This window comes from Pseudomonas sp. TMW22089 (genome assembly GCF_022496645.1).
GTDB classification, from domain to species: domain Bacteria; phylum Pseudomonadota; class Gammaproteobacteria; order Pseudomonadales; family Pseudomonadaceae; genus Aquipseudomonas; species Aquipseudomonas paraversuta.
This window is the reverse complement of record NZ_SCFG01000012.1, coordinates 1-17,751: the sequence shown is the minus strand read 5'-3', so window position 1 is coordinate 17,751 and position 17,751 is coordinate 1. Positions and strand designations below refer to the sequence as shown.

14 protein-coding genes are annotated in these 17,751 nt (G+C 57.6%); 9 read left to right on the top strand and 5 right to left on the bottom strand.

Translation table 11 applies throughout. The annotated features are described in order from the left end of the window. Nucleotides 1-41 precede the first annotated feature (41 nt). The 6 genes from EQV90_RS13290 (at nucleotide 42) to cmoB (ending at nucleotide 8,169) form a co-directional block, all read left to right on the top strand. Nucleotides 42-2,459 (top strand): glucose/quinate/shikimate family membrane-bound PQQ-dependent dehydrogenase, encoded by a 2,418-nt coding sequence (locus EQV90_RS13290; protein ID WP_010655644.1) that lies wholly within the window; start codon nucleotides 42-44, stop codon nucleotides 2,457-2,459. 199 nt (nucleotides 2,460-2,658) lie between these two features. Then, the gene (gene lon, locus EQV90_RS13285) at nucleotides 2,659-5,088 is read left to right on the top strand and encodes an endopeptidase La (protein ID WP_127196111.1); all 2,430 of its coding nucleotides are present in this window, start codon (nucleotides 2,659-2,661) and stop codon (nucleotides 5,086-5,088) included. A gap of 235 nt (nucleotides 5,089-5,323) precedes the next feature. After that, nucleotides 5,324-5,716, top strand: coding sequence for a protease inhibitor I42 family protein (locus tag EQV90_RS13280; RefSeq protein WP_003443281.1), 393 nt, complete (start codon nucleotides 5,324-5,326; stop codon nucleotides 5,714-5,716). 1 nt (nucleotide 5,717) lies between these two features. Next, the gene (locus EQV90_RS13275) at nucleotides 5,718-6,359 is read left to right on the top strand and encodes a lysoplasmalogenase (protein WP_003443283.1); all 642 of its coding nucleotides are present in this window, start codon (nucleotides 5,718-5,720) and stop codon (nucleotides 6,357-6,359) included. Nucleotides 6,360-6,472: 113 nt separating this feature from the next. Beyond that, a complete protein-coding gene (gene cmoA, locus EQV90_RS13270; protein WP_127196110.1) occupies nucleotides 6,473-7,216 on the top strand; it encodes a carboxy-S-adenosyl-L-methionine synthase CmoA in 744 nt (247 codons plus the stop codon). Beyond that, nucleotides 7,213-8,169 (top strand): tRNA 5-methoxyuridine(34)/uridine 5-oxyacetic acid(34) synthase CmoB, encoded by a 957-nt coding sequence (cmoB, locus tag EQV90_RS13265; RefSeq protein WP_003443286.1) that lies wholly within the window; start codon nucleotides 7,213-7,215, stop codon nucleotides 8,167-8,169. Before cmoA ends, cmoB begins: the two co-directional genes overlap by 4 nt. A 168-nt stretch (nucleotides 8,170-8,337) precedes the next feature. On the opposite strand, the gene tadA is transcribed toward cmoB, so the two are convergent. The 4 genes from tadA to lldD all read right to left on the bottom strand — a co-directional run bounded on the left by tadA (nucleotide 8,338) and on the right by lldD (nucleotide 12,952). Further along, entirely contained in the window at nucleotides 8,338-8,826 is a 489-nt protein-coding gene (tadA, locus tag EQV90_RS13260; RefSeq protein ID WP_003443288.1) for a tRNA adenosine(34) deaminase TadA, read from the bottom strand. Then, nucleotides 8,826-10,202: a multicopper oxidase family protein gene (locus tag EQV90_RS13255; RefSeq protein WP_003443290.1), complete on the bottom strand. Its 1,377-nt coding sequence runs from the start codon at nucleotides 10,200-10,202 to the stop codon at nucleotides 8,826-8,828. The genes tadA and EQV90_RS13255 overlap by 1 nt, the downstream gene beginning before the upstream one ends. 568 nt (nucleotides 10,203-10,770) lie before the next feature. Further along, entirely contained in the window at nucleotides 10,771-11,799 is a 1,029-nt protein-coding gene (locus EQV90_RS13250) for an FUSC family protein (protein ID WP_003443292.1), read from the bottom strand. A gap of 13 nt (nucleotides 11,800-11,812) precedes the next feature. Further along, on the bottom strand, nucleotides 11,813-12,952 hold the full coding sequence (gene lldD / locus EQV90_RS13245; RefSeq protein WP_003443295.1) for an FMN-dependent L-lactate dehydrogenase LldD: 1,140 nt from the start codon (nucleotides 12,950-12,952) through the stop codon (nucleotides 11,813-11,815). A 132-nt stretch (nucleotides 12,953-13,084) separates the two neighbouring features. Here lldD and EQV90_RS13240 point away from each other — a divergent pair, with 132 nt between their 5' ends. The 3 genes from EQV90_RS13240 to EQV90_RS13230 all read left to right on the top strand — a co-directional run bounded on the left by EQV90_RS13240 (nucleotide 13,085) and on the right by EQV90_RS13230 (nucleotide 17,627). Further along, nucleotides 13,085-13,960 (top strand): LysR family transcriptional regulator, encoded by an 876-nt coding sequence (locus EQV90_RS13240; RefSeq protein ID WP_010655639.1) that lies wholly within the window; start codon nucleotides 13,085-13,087, stop codon nucleotides 13,958-13,960. 1,046 nt (nucleotides 13,961-15,006) lie between these two features. Then, complete coding sequence (locus EQV90_RS13235; protein ID WP_010655638.1) at nucleotides 15,007-16,605, top strand: VPA1262 family N-terminal domain-containing protein; 1,599 nt, start codon at nucleotides 15,007-15,009, stop codon at nucleotides 16,603-16,605. Then, nucleotides 16,602-17,627 carry a hypothetical protein gene (locus EQV90_RS13230; protein WP_240878206.1) on the top strand — a complete coding sequence of 342 codons (1,026 nt, stop codon included), beginning with the start codon at nucleotides 16,602-16,604 and terminating at the stop codon, nucleotides 17,625-17,627. The genes EQV90_RS13235 and EQV90_RS13230 overlap by 4 nt, the downstream gene beginning before the upstream one ends. A 15-nt stretch (nucleotides 17,628-17,642) precedes the next feature. Here EQV90_RS13230 and EQV90_RS13225 read toward each other — a convergent pair. Then, the coding region (locus EQV90_RS13225) for an IS3 family transposase (RefSeq protein ID WP_138762977.1) at nucleotides 17,643-17,751 on the bottom strand (109 nt) is incomplete at its 5' end.

Here is a 17,751-nt window from a genome sequence, read left to right as displayed (position 1 = left end):
GCCTGCGCGGGAACACCTCTAACGTAACGGAGAACCACACTATGAGCACTGATGGTGCTTTCAGTCGAGGCCGCTTGCTACCAAGCCTACTCGGTATCTTGCTGCTGCTAATGGGCCTGGCCATGTTGGTCGGGGGTATCAAGCTGTTGACGCTCGGCGGGTCGAGTTATTACCTGCTGGCCGGTATCGGCTTTGGCTTGTCCGGCGCGCTGCTGATTGCCGGGCGCCGCGCGGCGCTGGGTCTGTACGCGCTGGTGCTGTTTGCAAGCACCGTCTGGGCGCTGATGGAAGTCGGTCTGGACTGGTGGCAGTTAGTGCCGCGTCTGGCGCTGTGGTTTGCCATCGGCATCGTGTTGCTGCTGCCATGGTTTCGTCGTCCACTGCTGCGCGGTCAGCCAGCTCCGGTTGCTACCGGCGCGCTGGGCGTTGCCGTAGTGCTTGCCGGTGCCGCTGCACTGGCCAGCCAGTTCACCAGCCCGGGGGAAATCAAAGGCCAGCTGGACCGAGATGCCGTACCTGGCATGACCAACACCGCTCCGGCCATGCCCGATGGTGACTGGCAGTCCTACGGGCGTACTGCCCATGGTGACCGCTACTCGCCGCTGAAAGAAATCACCCCGCAGAATGCCCACAAGCTGGTTCCAGCCTGGACATACCGCACCGGTGACATTCCTGGCGCTGGCGATCCCGGCGAAACCACTGCCGAAAACACTCCGCTGAAAGTCAACGGCATGCTGTATGTGTGTACCCCACACAGCCAGGTGATTGCCCTTGACCCGGATACCGGCAAGGAAATCTGGCGCTTCGATCCGAAGATCAGCACCATGAACGAGGCCAACTTCAAAGGTTGGGCGCACATGACTTGCCGTGGCGTGAGCTATCACGACGAAGCGGCCTACGCCAAAGCCGGCACTGAACAAAGCCCTGCCGAGCCTGCGGCCGCTACTGCGAGCAACTCGTGCCCGCGTCGTCTGTTCGTGCCGACTGCCGACACCCGTCTGATCGCCATCAATGCCGACACCGGTAAAATGTGTGAAGACTTCGGTGACCATGGCCAGGTTGACCTGCGCCACAACATCGGTGACTTCACTCCGGGTGGCTACTACTCCACCTCGCCACCTGCCGTGACCAAAGACCTGGTTGTGATTGGTGGTCACGTAACCGATAACCTTTCCACCAACGAGCCATCCGGCGTGATCCGCGCGTACGACGTACGTACCGGCAAACTGGTATGGAACTGGGACAGCGGCAACCCGGACGACACCACGCCGATTGCCGAAGGCAAAACCTACACTCGCAACTCGCCCAACATGTGGTCGATGTTCGCAGTGGACGAAAACCTCGGCATGCTTTACCTGCCGATGGGCAACCAGATGCCTGACCAATATGGCGGCGACCGTACCGAGGACTCCGAGAAGTACAGCGCAGGCGTAACTGCTCTGGACATCAATACCGGTAAAGTTCGCTGGACCCGTCAGTTCACTCACCATGACCTGTGGGACATGGACGTTGGTGGTCAACCGACCCTGATGGACATGAAAACAGCCGATGGCGTGAAACCGGCACTGCTGGCTTCGACCAAGCAAGGCAGCATCTACGTGCTGGACCGCCGCACTGGCGAAGACATCGTACCGATCCACGAAGTGCCGGCACCTGGCGATGCGGTCAAGGGTGACCACACCTCGCCAACCCAGCCTCGCTCGGACCTGAACCTGAGCCCGCCGGATCTGACCGAGCGCGACATGTGGGGCGTTACCCCGTTCGACCAGATGCTGTGCCGGATCAACTTCAAATCCCTGCGTTATGACGGCATGTACACCCCGCCATCGCTGCAAGGTTCCATCGTGTATCCAGGCAACTTCGGCGTGTTTGACTGGGGCGGCATCTCGGTCGATCCGGTTCGCCAGATCGCCTTCCTGAACCCGAGCTACATGGCGTTCACTTCCAAGCTGATCCCCCGTGAAGAAATTGCTGCACTGGGTCCGCGTGTCAGTGAAACCGAAGGCGTGCAACCTAACGAGGGCGCTCCGTACGGGGTCATCCTCGAGCCGCTGCTGTCGCCACTGGGCTTGCCTTGCCAGGCTCCGTCCTGGGGTTATGTGGCTGCAGTCGACCTGACCAACAACCAGCTGATCTGGAAACACAAAAACGGCACCGTGCGTGACAGCTCGCCGGTTCCACTGCCACTGCCAATGGGTGTTCCAAGCCTGGGCGGGACCTTCACCACTGCCGGTGGTGTAGCCTTCCTCAGCGGTACCCTTGACCAGTACTTGCGCGCTTACGATGTAAGCAACGGCAAGCTGCTGTGGGAAGGTCGCCTGCCTGCTGGCGGTCAAGCCACACCGATGACCTACACCGGCAAGGACGGCACCCAGTATGTGCTCGTTGTCGCTGGCGGCCACGGCTCGCTGGGCACCAAGCAAGGTGACTACGTGGTAGCGTTTAAACTGGCTGAGTAAGCTTACAGCCGGTTCCGGGAAAGGCGGCCATCGCGAGATGGCCGCCTTTTTTTGTGCCTGCGAATCCGCCTGGAACCATGACAATCCCGGGGCCCGGGGCTGCCACCGGCCCATGCCCCTGATGATGAAAAACCCTTCACCTTGAAACCACTGGCAATACGCCCCATCTAAGACACATACCCAATTGCGCAGGTGCCCCATGAGCGACCAGCAAGAATTCCCGGACAATACAACTGAGTACACCGATGTAGAGCACACCGAGACCGAATCAACCGAACACGCTGCAGGTACTGAGCTGGCCTTGCCGGGGCAGAATCTGCCGGACAAGGTTTACATCATCCCGATTCACAATCGGCCGTTCTTCCCGGCGCAAGTGTTGCCGGTCATCGTCAATGAAGAGCCCTGGGCCGAAACCCTGGAGCTGGTCAGCAAGTCGCCGCATCATTCGCTGGCGCTGTTTTTTGTCGACACCCCTCCCGATGATCCCCGCCACTTCGACACCTCCAGCCTCCCGGAATACGGCACGCTGGTGAAGGTGCATCACGCCAGCCGCGAAAACGGCAAACTGCAATTCGTGGCCCAGGGCCTGACCCGCGTACGCATCAGCATGTGGCTCAAGCACCACCGTCCACCGTATCTGGTGGAGGTTGAATACCCGAAAGAAAATACCGCCCCCACCGACGAGGTGAAGGCGTACGGCATGGCGCTGATCAACGCGATCAAGGAGTTGCTACCGCTCAACCCGCTGTACAGCGAAGAGCTGAAAAACTATCTCAATCGCTTCAGTCCGAATGACCCGTCGCCGCTTACCGACTTTGCCGCAGCATTGACCTCGGCCACCGGCAACGAGCTGCAAGAAGTGCTCGATTGCGTACCGATACTCAAGCGCATGGAAAAAGTCCTGCCGATGCTGCGCAAGGAAGTCGAAGTCGCGCGGCTGCAAAAAGAAATTTCGGCCGAGGTCAATCTCAAGATCGGCGAGCATCAACGCGAGTTCTTCCTCAAGGAACAGCTCAAGGTGATCCAGCAGGAACTGGGACTGACCAAGGATGATCGCAGCGCCGATATCGAGCAGTTCAAGCAACGTCTTGAGGGCAAGACCCTGCCCCCCCAGGCACAAAAACGCATCGACGAAGAAATGAACAAGCTGTCGATTCTGGAAACCGGATCGCCCGAATACGCGGTGACCCGCAATTATCTGGACTGGGCGACAGCGGTGCCGTGGGGCGTGTTCGGTCAGGACAAGCTCGACCTCAAGCACGCGCGAAAAGTGCTCGATGCCCACCATGCCGGGCTCGATGATATTAAAAACCGTATCCTCGAGTTTCTGGCCGTAGGTGCCTACAAAGGCTCGGTCAGCGGCTCGATCGTGCTGTTGGTCGGCCCTCCCGGGGTGGGTAAAACCAGCGTCGGCAAATCCATTGCCGAATCCCTGGGGCGCCCGTTCTATCGCTTCAGCGTTGGCGGCATGCGCGATGAAGCCGAGATCAAGGGCCACCGGCGCACCTATATCGGCGCCCAGCCGGGCAAGCTGGTACAGGCACTGAAAGACGTTGAAGTGATGAACCCGGTGATCATGCTCGACGAGATCGACAAGATGGGCCAGAGCTTCCAGGGCGATCCGGCCTCGGCGTTGCTCGAAACCCTTGATCCGGAGCAAAACGTCGATTTCCTCGACCACTATCTGGACCTGCGCCTGGACCTGTCCAAAGTGCTGTTCGTGTGTACCGCCAACACCCTGGACTCGATCCCCGGGCCATTGCTCGACCGTATGGAAGTGATTCGCCTCTCCGGTTACATCACCGAAGAAAAGATCGCCATTGCCAAGCGCCACCTGTGGCCCAAGCAACTGGAGAAAGCCGGGGTATCAAAAAACAGCCTGAGCATCAGCGACAGCGCCCTGCGTGCCGTGATCGACGGCTACGCCCGTGAAGCCGGGGTGCGCCAGCTGGAAAAACAGCTGGGCAAGCTGGTACGCAAAGCGGTGGTCAAGTTGCTGGATGATCCCGCGGCGGTGATCAAGATCGGGCCCAGGGATCTCGAAGCTTCGCTGGGTATGCCGCCGTTTCGTAACGAGCAGGTCATCAGCGGCACCGGAGTCATTACCGGTCTGGCCTGGACCAGCATGGGCGGCGCCACCCTGCCGATCGAGGCAACCCGCATCCACACCCTCAATCGCGGCTTCAAGCTGACCGGACAGCTGGGGGATGTGATGAAAGAGTCGGCCGAAATTGCCTACAGCTACATCAGCGCCAATCTGCAGAAATTTGGCGGCGACCCGCGCTTCTTCGATGAAGCCTTTGTGCACTTGCACGTGCCGGAAGGTGCGACGCCCAAGGACGGTCCGAGTGCCGGTGTGACCATGGCCAGTGCCCTGTTATCGCTGGCCCGCAATCAGGCACCGAAAAAAGGCATCGCCATGACCGGCGAGCTGACGCTGACCGGGTACGTGTTACCGATTGGCGGCGTGCGTGAAAAAGTGATTGCGGCACGCAGGCAGAAAATTCACGAGTTGATTCTGCCCGAACCTAACCGGGGCAACTTTGAGGAGCTGCCGGACTACCTGAAAGAGGGCATCACCGTGCATTTCGCCAAGCGCTTTGCCGATGTGGCCAAAGTACTGTTCTGAAACAAGGGAGAATTTTCCGGCCCTTGCTGCAGGCTCGTTTCACTCGCCAGCGGCTACGGCAATCGGGTCGTTACAACACCCGAACGCCGTGGCGTCGCTGACGAGGTACGGGGCTGCGATAGACGGCGCAGCAAGCCCCCCCTGACTGAAGCCCCGTGCCTCGTCAGCGACTACAGGAAGCTACGGGAATCATGGGTTATGCTGCGCCCTTGTATTCGTCTGACCGGAGCCATCAATGCCCCATGCACGTATCCTCTCACTGCTCAGCCTCAGCCTGCTGACAGCCTGTGCGCACCCGCCTGCGAACAACCTCACCGTTGAAGATCAAAGCGACTGTCCGATACAACTGCACAACGGGCAAAATTTGACCCTGTCGCTGCCAAGCAATCCCACCACGGGTTACCGCTGGGCGATTCAGGACTCTGCCGGGGGCATTCTGCGCAGCCTGAGCCCTGAGGTTTACAGCAGCACCGACAACGGCCAGTTACTGGGAAGCGGCGGGCAATCGACCTGGCGCTTTCAGGCATTTGCCACCGGCAACGGGCGCCTGCGCCTGACCTCTCAGCAGCCCTGGGAGCCAGAAGCCGAACCCGCGCAAACATTCGATTGCCAGATCACGGTGAACTGACATGCCATGGCTGATTCTCGCGGTCATGGGTGCCGGCGCGTACCTGTACGGCCTGAGCATGCACGCCACGCTCCTGTGTCTGATCAGCAAAGCCGTCCCGGTGCTGGCCCTGCTCGGCTGGCTGCAGGATGCACCGCCCAGTGCCTATCGGCGCTGGATCAGCATCGGCCTGATGTTTTCCCTGCTCGGCGACATACTGCTGGCCTGGCCGGTGGACCTGTTTGTATATGGCCTGGGCGCGTTTTTGTTTGCCCACCTGGCTTACCTCAAGGCCTACCTGGTGGACTGCCGCCGCCCGGCGCTGCCGGCACTGGCATTGGCGTTACTGGCAGGCATCAGTCTGCTGAGCGTGATGGCAGCCAAGGGATTGGGGGACTTGTTGATCCCGGTCTGCATTTACGCCCTGACCATCAGCGCCATGCTCTGGCGCGCGCTGGCCCGGCTGGGCAGTGGCGTACCCGGGCGCTCGGCGTGGCTGGCAGCGGCCGGGGCGCTGGCATTCGTCGCCTCCGACAGCATGATCGGAATCAACCGTTTTGTGCTGTCGTTCGATGCTGCGCCCTACCTGATCATTCTCACTTACTGGCTCGGGCAATGGGGTATTGCCGCCTCGGCGTTTAGCCAGAGCAAACGCGATCACTGACAGGCTGGCGCCCCGGCGCGTTGAAGATGCGCGGTTTATCAGACAGACCGCGCATCCCGGCGCCAACTTGGCTAAAATGCGCGCCCTTCAAATATTCCAGCGCCGGAACCGTCGTGAGCAAAGAACCTGACCGTATTTTCGCCCAGCCCCTGGCCCAGGTGCCGGACTTCGCCTTTAACGAGGACGTGGTGCGGGTGTTCCCGGACATGATCAAGCGCTCGGTGCCGGGCTACCCGACCATTGTCGAAAACCTTGGTGTGCTTGCTGCCCAGTTCGCTCAGCCCGACAGTGTCCTGTACGACCTGGGCTGCTCGTTGGGTGCCGTCACCCAGGCCCTGCGCCGACATGTACGCAGTGAAGGTTGCCAGGTGATTGCGGTGGATAACTCGTCAGCCATGGTCGAGCGCTGCCGCGAATACCTCAACGCCCAGAACTCGATGTTCCAGGAGTTGCTGCCGGTTGATGTGATTGAAGGCGACATCCTGGCCCTGGAGTTCAAGCCCGCCTCGGTGGTGGCATTGAACTTCACCCTGCAATTTATCGCCCCCGAACAGCGCCTGGCCCTGCTCGCACGGATTCGCCAGTCATTGCTGCCCGGCGGCGCACTGATCCTCTCGGAGAAGCTGCGCTTCAATGATCCCGAGGAACACGCCCTGCTCACCGATTTGCACGTTGCCTTCAAGCGTGCCAATGGCTACAGCGATCTGGAAATCGCGCAAAAGCGCAGCGCCATCGAAAACGTCATGAAGCCCGACAGCCTCGAAGAACACCGCGAGCGCCTGCTGGCGGCCGGGTTCTCGAAAGTCGTGCCGTGGTTCCAGTGTCTTAACTTTGCCTCGTTGATTGCCTTGCCATGATTGATCTTTCCCCCCTCGCCCGGCGTCTGGCCGGCACTCCACTGGCTGCATGGGCCAACACTCTGCAAGCGCAGCTCGATGTCAAAATGGAGAAAGGCCACGGCGACCTGGAGCGCTGGCAAAGCGCGCTGGATGCCTTGCCCGACGTGAAGCCGACCGAGATCGACCTGCTCAACGGCCTGACCCTGGACACCGACTGCGACGATGCAACCCGCACGCAAATGCGTCAGGCACTGATGGGCCTGTCGCCGTGGCGCAAAGGACCGTTCGACCTGTTCGGCGTACACGTCGACACCGAATGGCACTCGGACTGGAAGTGGTCACGGGTCGCACCGCATATCAACCTCAAGCACAAGCGCATCCTCGATGTCGGTTGCGGCAACGGTTACTACATGTGGCGCATGCTCGGCGCCGGCGCCCATAGCGTGATCGGGGTTGATCCGAACTGGTTGTTCTTCTGCCAGTTCCAGGCCGTGCAGCGCTTCCTGCAACAAGAAGCTGCCTGGCACCTGCCCTTCCCGTTTGAAGACCTGCCGCCGAACCTGGAAGGTTTCGACACCGTGTTTTCCATGGGCGTGTTTTACCACCGCCGCTCGCCGATCGAACACTTGCTGGCCCTCAAGGATTGCCTGGTCAAGGGCGGCGAGCTGGTGCTGGAAACCCTGGTCATTGAAGGCGACGTCAATCAGGTGCTGGTGCCTGAAGACCGCTATGCGCAAATGCGCAACGTGTGGTTCCTGCCGTCGATCCCGGCGCTGGAGCGCTGGCTGCGCCGTGCCGGTTTCAGCGACGTACGCTGCGTGGACGTAAGCACCACCACCGTAGAAGAACAACGGGCGACTGAGTGGATGAAGTTCCAGTCCCTGAGCGACTACCTGGACCCGAACGACCCCGGCAAAACCGTCGAAGGCCTGCCGGCGCCGATGCGCGCAGTGATCATCGCCAGGAAATAAGAAACCCGAAACGCTGTAGGAGCGAGCTTGCTCGCGAGCTTTTCCGATGCACCACGAACAGCTCGCGAGCAAGCTCGCTCCTACAGCGATGCAGGCTACGCGGTCCCTCCATGAATCTGCGTTGAGCCTGTCGCGAGGCAAGCTCGCTCCTACAAAGGCAGAGGGGCGTTATTTGGCCCGACGGGCCTTGAAGAATTCGCTGAGGATAGCTCCGCACTCTTCGGCCAAGACCCCGCCTTCGAACAGCACCCGGTGATTCAGAAAGCCCTGGCTGAAGAACTGCCCCTGACTTTGCACAATTCCCGCCTTGGGCTCCAGCGCGCCGTACACCACCCGAGCCACCCGGGAGTGGACGATCAGGCCCGCGCACATGCTGCACGGCTCCAGGGTCACGTACAGGGTGCTGCCGGGCAGCCGGTAGTTGCTGGCCGCCGCTGCGGCTGCACGGATGGCAACCATCTCAGCATGGGCGCTGGGGTCGCTGCCGCTGATCGGGCAGTTAAACCCGCGGCCGATAATTTCACCGTTTTGCACCAGCACCGCGCCCACCGGCACTTCGCCCAGGGCCGCGCCCTGAGCCGCCAGCGCCAGCGCTTCACGCATGTAGTCCTGATCGCGGCTGCGATCGATGATTTGCGGTTGACGCCCTTGTCGCATCAGGAAACCTCAATTGCGGCCATAAGGCCGGTTTCCATGTGGTCAATCACATGGCAGTGGAACATCCACACGCCGGGATTATCCGCCACCAGGGCCACGCGGGCACGTTCGTTTTTACCCAGCAGGTAGGTATCGGTGAAGTAGGGAATGATTTTTTTGCGATTGGACGCCAGCACCTTGAAGCTCATGCCGTGCAGATGGATCGGGTGCTGGTACTGGGTCATGTTCTTCAATTCGAAGATATAGCTCTGACCCAGCTTGAGTTTGGCTATCGGCCGATCGGCGCAGGTCTTGTCCTTGATGTCCCAGGCCACGCCGTTGATCTGCCACAGGCTGGGCGGCTGGTCAGGGCCCAGGTTCTCGGAAACCGAGCCGACCCATTCAAAGTTGAAGTTGATCTTTTCAGCGTTCGCCACATCGGGCTCGGCAATCGGGTTGGCGGGCAACGCCGGTGGCCACTCCACCGCCGCAGCGTTGCTGGCAACCGAGCGCAGCGTGCCCAAACGTACGGGACCGTCTCGCAGTGACAACTCTTGCCCTGCCGCCGGAGCCTTGATCGCCAGGCAAATACGCATGCCGGGGCCCAGCCAGTATTCCTTGCCCAAAGGTCGTGGCTCGACAGGGTTGCCATCCAGGGCATAAATTCTGGCTTCGATGCCCGGGATGTTCAGACGATAGGTCAGGGTATTGTCGAGGTTGAGGATGCGCACCCGGGTGATCTGTCCGGCTGGCAAATCAATGGTCGGCACGTGGCTGCCATTAATCGTCGACAGGCGTCCCGGGGTGCCGCCACGGGCGGCTTCACGGGTAATGCTGAACGGCAGAAAACCGCCCTCTTCATCCACGTGCCAGTTCTTAATGCTCAGGGTACGCTCGTGCTGGAAACCGGTGGGCTCGCGCTCCTCGACAATCAGCGGCCCGACCAGACCACGGCCCAGTTCTTCGCTGCTGTTGACGTGGGGGTGGTACCAGAAACTGCCGGCATCCGGCACACGGAACTTGTAGTCGAAGTATTCACCGGGCAATACCGGCAATTGCGAAACATAAGGCACACCGTCCATTTCCAGCGGCAGTCGGATACCGTGCCAGTGAATGGTAGTGGCTACCGGAAGGTGGTTGATAAAGCGCACCCGCAGCCACTCCCCCTGTCGCACCCGCAGCTCGGTGCCGGGCGCCGACGGACCGAAGGCCCAGGCTTCGGTTTGATGACCGGGCACCAGTTCCACATCCAGCGGCGCGGCAATCAGCTCATAGTCGTGGCCAGCCTCGGCATCGGCCATCTTGCCCAGCCAGTAACGCGAAGCGCCTCCTGCGCCAACACCCACCACTACCAGGCCGGCCAGACCACCGAGTATTTGTCGACGGGTAAAGGACATTGATTCAACTACCTCTCGTATCCGGCGCGGGCGTGCAGCCCGCAAAAGGCGAATACGATACACCTGCAATTGCGAAACAGTAAGGGCTGCATCCTGCTTCTGTCGGAGCGAGCTGTTGAAAAGCTCGCGCCTACAGGTTGGGGGTACAGAAATAAAAAAAGGGCGGTCAACACCCAGTGTTGACCGCCCTTTTCAAATCAGACCGGTTACCCGGCCGGACTTATTCCCACTCTATTATCAACAAGCGCAATAAAACCTTTAAAAGCAGATAACTATCAAACAAAACAAAAGGCATACCATGAAAAGAACCATTCCCGAACGACGCTCTAGATGCTCAGCCCTCCCGCCTCTCATCGCATGACAAGCACCTGTAGAGGGGGTATAGCGCTCTTTGATAGGGCGCACGTGACTACGGCACGATCAGGGCCTACAAACATCCGAGTCAAACCATGAGGAAGAACGCCATGTTCACGCGGAGCCTATTACTGAGTTTTTGCGCGGTGTTACTGGTTGGCTGCACGGGAAGGGGCTTTCAAACCGGCGGTCTAGGAAACACTCCCCTAGTCCTCTACGGCTCAGCCGTTTGCCAGCGAGGAAAAATCACAAGCGAAGCGATGATCGCTAAAAGTGCACCACCGGTGCTGTAGAGCATTCGTAGAAATACCAAATCCAGCTCCGATCCTCCTGACTGGCCAACCTGCGCGACCAGTATGAAATGTGGAGTGAGGAACATCAAATAGCTGATGTGGCTCACAGAGCGCCCTGCCAGGGTGCCAATAGAAACAGGCAGTATCAGTGCAGCCAACAAAAACGGATCATGGATTGCGTAACCAAGAACGGCAGCAATGGCTCCCCCTAAGAAGGTGCCGCCGACTCGCTCCAGAGACATCCTCAACGTTGAATGCATGTAGGGCTGCATGATCAGAAACACCGTAAGGGTCATCCAGTATCCGTAATGCAACGACCACAATTGAACCAACCAAACTGACAGTGCTCCCGACAGCGCAACGCGAAGCCCATGCAGAAAGAAGTTAGATTTCGGTGTGAAATTTGTTCTGAGTGCCGACCATAAAACTGGCCGCTTTGCAGCATCAGGCTGGTCGTACTGACACCATTGGAACAGCAATGCGGAGCCTGTAGCCCATAGGCTGCCATATAGAAAGTAACGTGCATAAGCAAATCCCTGGGCAAAGTCCTTTGCCGGGAATGCAGTGGATACCGCAAATGCCGTCGCTGTCAGCAAAGCGGGAATGCTAATGCGCGCGCCGCAAACCTGGGCGTAAGCGCCAGCAAACGCAAAGAGGGCCGACAGTGCTATAGCCAGTTGCGGCCATACCATCGTCCAAGCACCTAGCCCTGACGCCACGGCGCCGGTGATGCCGAAAACCAGGCCGAAGATACAACCCTTTGGGGACTTATCGCTCGGAATCGACAGATAGCTCCAGAATGCGGCAATCGCTGACCAACAGAACAAGGGGTTGTGTAAGCGAGCCGCGAGGAGCGCCGGCACAGTACAGACAACACCACCACACACTACGTAGCCAATCGGTACATTGCGTACCGCTTCCAACATCTTAACGGTCAGTGATTGCGACATGATCGAACCTTCATTACTCAACTGGAACCAATGCGGTTCGATCGATCTTGTCAATCGAGGTAACACCAGTGAGCGTCATTGCCACGCGCATTTCTTGCGAGAAGATATCCAGCATATTCTCTACCCCGTGCTGTCCGTCGGCGGCCAGAGCGTAAACCGTCGAGCGCCCCAGCAGGCATGCCTTGGCGCCTAAGGCGAGCATGCGCACAACATCCAGCCCGGAACGAATGCCAGAGTCCACCAGCACCGTCAGGTCATCACCCACTACTTCGGCGATGGGAGGCAAAGCCCTAGCGGTGGACAGCACACCGTCCAATTGGCGACCGCCGTGGTTGGAGACCACGATGCCATCAGCGCCGAAACTTACTGCGTCCTTGGCGTCCTGTGGATCAAGGATGCCCTTGATAATCATCGGGCCCTTCCAAAACTCGCGGATCCATTCCAGGTCCTTCCAGCTGATAGAGGGGTCGAAGTTATTGCCTAACCAGCCAACATAATCTTCCAGGGTGGTGGCTTTGCCCAGGTACTTGGAGATGTTGCCCAAATCATGCGGACGACCGAGGATACCGACATTAAACGCCCAATCCGGCCTAGTGGTGGCTTGCAGGATGCGCCGTGAAGCTGCGAGTGGCCCAGACATGCCCGAGTGGGCATCACGGTAACGAGCGCCTGGCGTCGGCATGTCTACGGTGAACACCAGCGTGGTAACGCCGGCTGCTTGAGCACGCTCTAGGGCATTACGCATAAATCCGCGATCCTTGAGCACATAGAGTTGAAACCAGATCGATTGCGAACTCTGGGAACTAACCTCTTCAATCGAGCAGACCGATACTGTGGACAGGCAAAAGGGAATGCCTTTCGTGGCCGCAGCCTTGGCCGCTTGTACTTCACCACGACGGGCATACATACCGGTCAGTCCGACGGGGCTGAGGATGATCGGCAGACTCTGTTCCTTTCCAAAGAGCGTCGTCTTGAGACTCAAACTGTCAACATTTCTCAAGATGCGTTGACGCAAGCTGATGCTGGCGAGGTCAGCGCTATTGGCACGCATTGTGTGTTCGGCATAGGCGCCGCCGTCGATGTAGTCGAACAGAAATCGCGGCAATTTGCGTCTCGCGGCTTCGCGATAGTCGGATGCCGATGAAATAATCATTATCTACAACTCCTAGGTCTCTAGAAAATTTCAGCGACGTAGGACGTTGCTGAGTGAATTTCACGATAAGGGAGTGTTGAGTATGATAAAAACAACTTTTTCTACTCGAATTGAGTCGCTATTGGAATACACATGAATCTCAGAACGCTGCGGGTGTTTGTAGAAGTGGTGCGCCAGGGAGGTTTCTCCCAAGCTGCGGAGGTTGTGTCTTTGACTCAGTCCTCAGTCAGCAAGGCAGTCAGGACGCTCGAGGATGAGCTAGGTACGCCACTGCTGAACCGTATCGGCCATAAAAGCGAGTTGACGGCCGCAGGTGAGATTGCCTATCGGCGCGCACTGGTATTACTCGCAGAGCGGAACGATCTGATCGCAGAGATCAATGAACTGCGCGACCTGAAGGGCGGTACGCTGCGGATCGGCTTGCCGCCTGTAGGCTCCGGGGTATTGTTCGCTGAGATGTTTGCTACTTATCGCAGCCGCTATCCGATGGTGAATATAGAACTGATAGAGCACGGTAGTAAGAAACTGTGTGAGTGCCTGGAGGCCGGAGAGGTGGACTTGGCAGCACTACTGATTCCGATCGATGAAACTTTCGCTTATCAGGAAGTGCGCAACGAGCCTTTAGTGGTTGTGCTGCCTAGCGCCCATTCGCTTTCGCGACGCAAGCGAATGAACTTCAGTGATCTGGCGGATTCGCCATTCATCCTCTTTGATGAGGGGTTTGCGCTTAACGCATTAATTATGGCCGCTTGTGATCGAAGAGGGATTGTGCCCCGGGTGACGGCCCGCAGCGGGCAGATTGATTTCATCGCCGACCTGGTAGCTGCAGGTTTAGGGGTGGCATTTTTACCGCGAATGCTTGCGCAAAAACATAAACATGCGGGCATCGCTCTAGTACCTCTTGAAGAGCCACACACGGATTGGAATATTGCACTCGCTTGGCGTGCCGGTGCGCATTTGCCTCCGGCTGCAATGGCTTGGTTAGATCTGGCCAAAGAGCTGAGATAGTGCAATGGCTTTTGCTCGGATATCCAAGCGCTGGTAGTCAATAAAAACACCGGCCTACCTGGTGAAGGGGTCGGGTGGTTTTTAGTTAAGGAAGAAGAGTTCGCTACTCTGCCCCGCCATCAGAAGCAGGTAATTGTCAAAGCCGAACTCAATCACGTTTTTACGTTTCCACAATGGGACAAGGTCCTAAAAACTTTAGACCTTGAACTGACCGAAACCGATTTCTCGCACGCTCTTGAGTTGGCTTGTCAAATCGCCGGAGGAGGTGAAAGCGAGCACCATAAGAAATTAAAGGATTTCGTAGCACACAACCCCCTCTCAATCTCTTCGGTCCCCGATATCACTAGAGGCCTGTTCCAGTGCGTAAAATACCGGACTGTGATGGAGGCAGTACTACTTGCGCATTCGCAGATAAAGGATGTCCGCGCACTACTAGTATTGGAGTCTAAATTTCCTGCTTCCCGACTGCCATTAAAAACCTTCTTGGTGTTGAAGTCATTGACCTTGTCACCCGCGAATAACCCGCGATAAACCATGACATCTTATCGCATGACGAGTGCCTTTAAGATGGAGTTAGAAAACAGCGCCAACTTACGAGGCATATATGACTACACTGCGATCAAACTCCGCAGATAAGCGCTCATGAATTTAGCAACCAGGTACTCACACCGGTTTAGGCTAACCAAAATCAAGCCAACGCTGGGCACAGCTCACAACAATGGGAATACTCGCCTCACTACAGACTTGCAAAAATAAGGCCCGCAATTCGCGGGCCCTATATACATCAGAAAACGACTAAGTTCGCATATACCAACTTCAGGCTAACTCCCACTCTATTATCAGCAATAAATAAATATCCTTATAAATCAGTCGTTAACTACCATGCTTCTGATCCATGCCACGAGTAATACCATGTTAAGAAAACCTGATTTCATAGATCTGTCTTGAGCACGTAACTCAGCCAAACGCCTGCACAGCATCAAGCGAGGCGCTTGGCACTCGAATTGGAACATAATGAGAGTTTTTGAGCCCAGGCAGATACCCTCATGGACCGATACGAGCCACCCGAGCCTCGCTCTCCGTTGCCGGAGCTCACCCAGCTTCTCACGCCCGGCACGCTCGGGTTTTATACCCATGTCGAATGTACAGAGCTGTACGCCAGTCGACCCGATCATGACGGTATTATCAATATCTTCACGCTATTGATTGCCGAGGAACAATCTGATCTCGAGCCAGCGGCTGCCTGCTTCTTGACGCCGAAACCTATTCGAATCAAATCGCTCAATGGCTGGAGCTTTGGCCTCCGCCGTTACACGGTGGCGATCGGCACGCTCATCCCGGCTCTCACGGCTTTGGAGGCCGGGGAAGGATGGAAACTTTCAGGCGATGAACTCGAAATCGGCGAGCTTTTACCGATGCCCGCACAGTTTGTGCCGCCGGACAATGGCGCGCCGGTTCCATGGAACAAACTCCTCAAAAACAACTTCTGGACCGGCTCGCACCTATTTGAATGGACCGATCATAAGAAAGAACCCCTGACGCCGCTCTTCGCAGATCCTCGCCGGTTGCAAGAGCTATCGGCAGAGATCGAGAAGTATATCCCGCTCCAATTGGCCACAATGTCAGACCGGCTCGGCAACTTGGCGGTCCAGCTTCCGATCACTGTGCTGATGGCGAAATTCGAAAAGCTTCAAGATGGCGATTTTCAAGTCGAACATGCCTGGCATCCTAAGGCCTCCCCGCGTCCCTTGATGGCAGTCTGCGAATTGGAACACGACGACATCATCACTGGCTTTGCTTCAGCAAGACTAAAAGAAAGGATCACCCCTCTCCCGATGCGTGCTGGCCGTGGGCTGCATCGGGGCTTCATCTGGGACGAACAGAGCAGCACGCTCCTCGTCGCCTCCGGCGCAGGCTCTTTTATCTCTACCATTTCATTCAACATGCGTTCACCCGATCCGGAGCCGCGCACCTTTTCGGTCAAAAAACCGGATGGCAGTTGGGACTCTCGACGCGTCGGTATGACTGCCTTTTCAAATCACAGTATCGTCGGCGACCCGCAGCCGGACGACAACGGGGGATGGACAGCGAAGCGGATGTACGCAGAGCAAGCCAATCGGCTCGCCGCCGAGCGCCGCTTTGTTCAATACCGTCCGACACGTGGTGATAAAAACGCAGGCCGCCGAAAGGCATTGGATGACCTTCGCGCGCTAATCATTGCCTACGGCGAAAAAGGCGCGTGGCTGTGGGACCCATATCTTTCAGCCAACGAGATACTTGAAACGCTGTTTTACTGCCCCTATCAAGGCGTGGACCTTCGCGGTCTGACGACGTCCAAAGCCGGCCCTAGCGACAAAATCCGCCAAACACTTGATGAATGTCAAAGCAACTGGCGGGGCCTGAAACTCGAACTTCGAGTACAGAAGGGCGCGGCGGGCTGGGACTTCCACGATAGGTTCCTGATCTTTCCATCCGGCCCAGATGGGGCAATGGCTTGGTCGCTCGGCACCTCGGTAAACTCCGTGGGCACGGCGCATCACATCCTGCAGAAGGTCGACAATGCTCAGCTTGTGGTGGATGCCTTCACCGACCTTTGGGAGCTACTCGGCGGACAGGATCATCTAATTTGGAGGAGGCCGTCATGAACGCTGCGGATGTTCTTCTCTCGGCTATGGCGGAAGCTACGCGACCTGGGGCGGTCGAAGTCCCCAACTCTCTTCTTGCGGCAATCGAAGCGCAATCCGATCCGTTTCATGCAATTTCTGATTGGGATGCCTGCAACGAGTTATTTGACGCGATCCGATCTCAATTTTCCTTCGTCGAGTTGGTCCGACGCGGCAAGCCTCCGAGCGGTGAGGACTTCGACAAACTCACCGGCCTGCTTCGGTGGATCATCCAAGAAGGCGCCGATTGGAACGTAAGCGCTGATCCGAGCCGTACCCGGCTGGTCGCCCTCTTCGTCGTCGGACAGTTCACAACGATGGAGGCGAATTTCTGGAGCACCGTGCCAGATGACTTCAGGCCCAACGATGGACTACTCGCTTCGCTCGAGAGAGTCATTGAGGGCCTGACGATGAGCTTCACAACTAAGGGCTTAGCGCCTCCAATCTGGGAGTTGGAAGCGGTCGAAAAGTTTGAAAAAGCTGATGCCAAAAGCGATTGGATCGGAATCGCACAAGGCTGGCGACTGATCGAGGATGGATTTTTTCCGAGCATTGCCATTGCGCAGACTGCCCAATGTCTCGACAGATTTGCACCAGAACGCTTGGTGCAGGCCATCTCGGGTCTGCGGCAGACCGCACCGGTCATGAGCGTCGTGCTATCGCTCCCCCCCAATGCAGCACTACGCCTCGGCTCTAGATCGACCAACCCTCATGTCCAGTTCGCAACGACTTACATATCTGTGTCGCTTAGGTCTAACCGCGAGCCGCTCAGTGAAGATTCCAAGAAGTCTCTGGTCCAAATCTTGGAAAATGTCTCGAAAGATAAGCCGCGCTGGGCTGCCTGGATGCACGTGTTCAACTTATTTCCTTCGCGATTTCCAGAATTACAGACGCCTCTCGGTTGCGCTCTTGCTGATGCGAACGATACTGCCCTTCAAGCCTACGTTGATGCGATTAGCCTGCACTGGTCTGGTCAACAGACCCGATTTTCAGTCGCAGAATGAATCGCCCCGGGTTTCCTAGACACTCTCCAGGCTCGCTGCGTAACGCTTTTCAAACTCTACCGGTGACAGCTGATTGTTGAAACTGTGGCGTCGTTTTGGGTTGTAAAACATCTCGATGTAATCG

Coding starts and splice junctions, on each gene's coding strand:
- EQV90_RS13290 (WP_010655644.1), top strand. CDS start 42: ATGAGCACTGATGGTGCTTTCAGTCGAGGCCGCTTGCTACCAAGCCTA.
- lon (WP_127196111.1), top strand. CDS start 2,659: ATGAGCGACCAGCAAGAATTCCCGGACAATACAACTGAGTACACCGAT.
- EQV90_RS13280 (WP_003443281.1), top strand. CDS start 5,324: ATGCCCCATGCACGTATCCTCTCACTGCTCAGCCTCAGCCTGCTGACA.
- EQV90_RS13275 (WP_003443283.1), top strand. CDS start 5,718: ATGCCATGGCTGATTCTCGCGGTCATGGGTGCCGGCGCGTACCTGTAC.
- cmoB (WP_003443286.1), top strand. CDS start 7,213: ATGATTGATCTTTCCCCCCTCGCCCGGCGTCTGGCCGGCACTCCACTG.
- tadA (WP_003443288.1), bottom strand. CDS start 8,826: ATGCGACAAGGGCGTCAACCGCAAATCATCGATCGCAGCCGCGATCAG.
- EQV90_RS13255 (WP_003443290.1), bottom strand. CDS start 10,202: ATGTCCTTTACCCGTCGACAAATACTCGGTGGTCTGGCCGGCCTGGTA.
- EQV90_RS13250 (WP_003443292.1), bottom strand. CDS start 11,799: ATGTCGCAATCACTGACCGTTAAGATGTTGGAAGCGGTACGCAATGTA.
- lldD (WP_003443295.1), bottom strand. CDS start 12,952: ATGATTATTTCATCGGCATCCGACTATCGCGAAGCCGCGAGACGCAAA.
- EQV90_RS13240 (WP_010655639.1), top strand. CDS start 13,085: ATGAATCTCAGAACGCTGCGGGTGTTTGTAGAAGTGGTGCGCCAGGGA.
- EQV90_RS13235 (WP_010655638.1), top strand. CDS start 15,007: ATGGACCGATACGAGCCACCCGAGCCTCGCTCTCCGTTGCCGGAGCTC.
- EQV90_RS13230 (WP_240878206.1), top strand. CDS start 16,602: ATGAACGCTGCGGATGTTCTTCTCTCGGCTATGGCGGAAGCTACGCGA.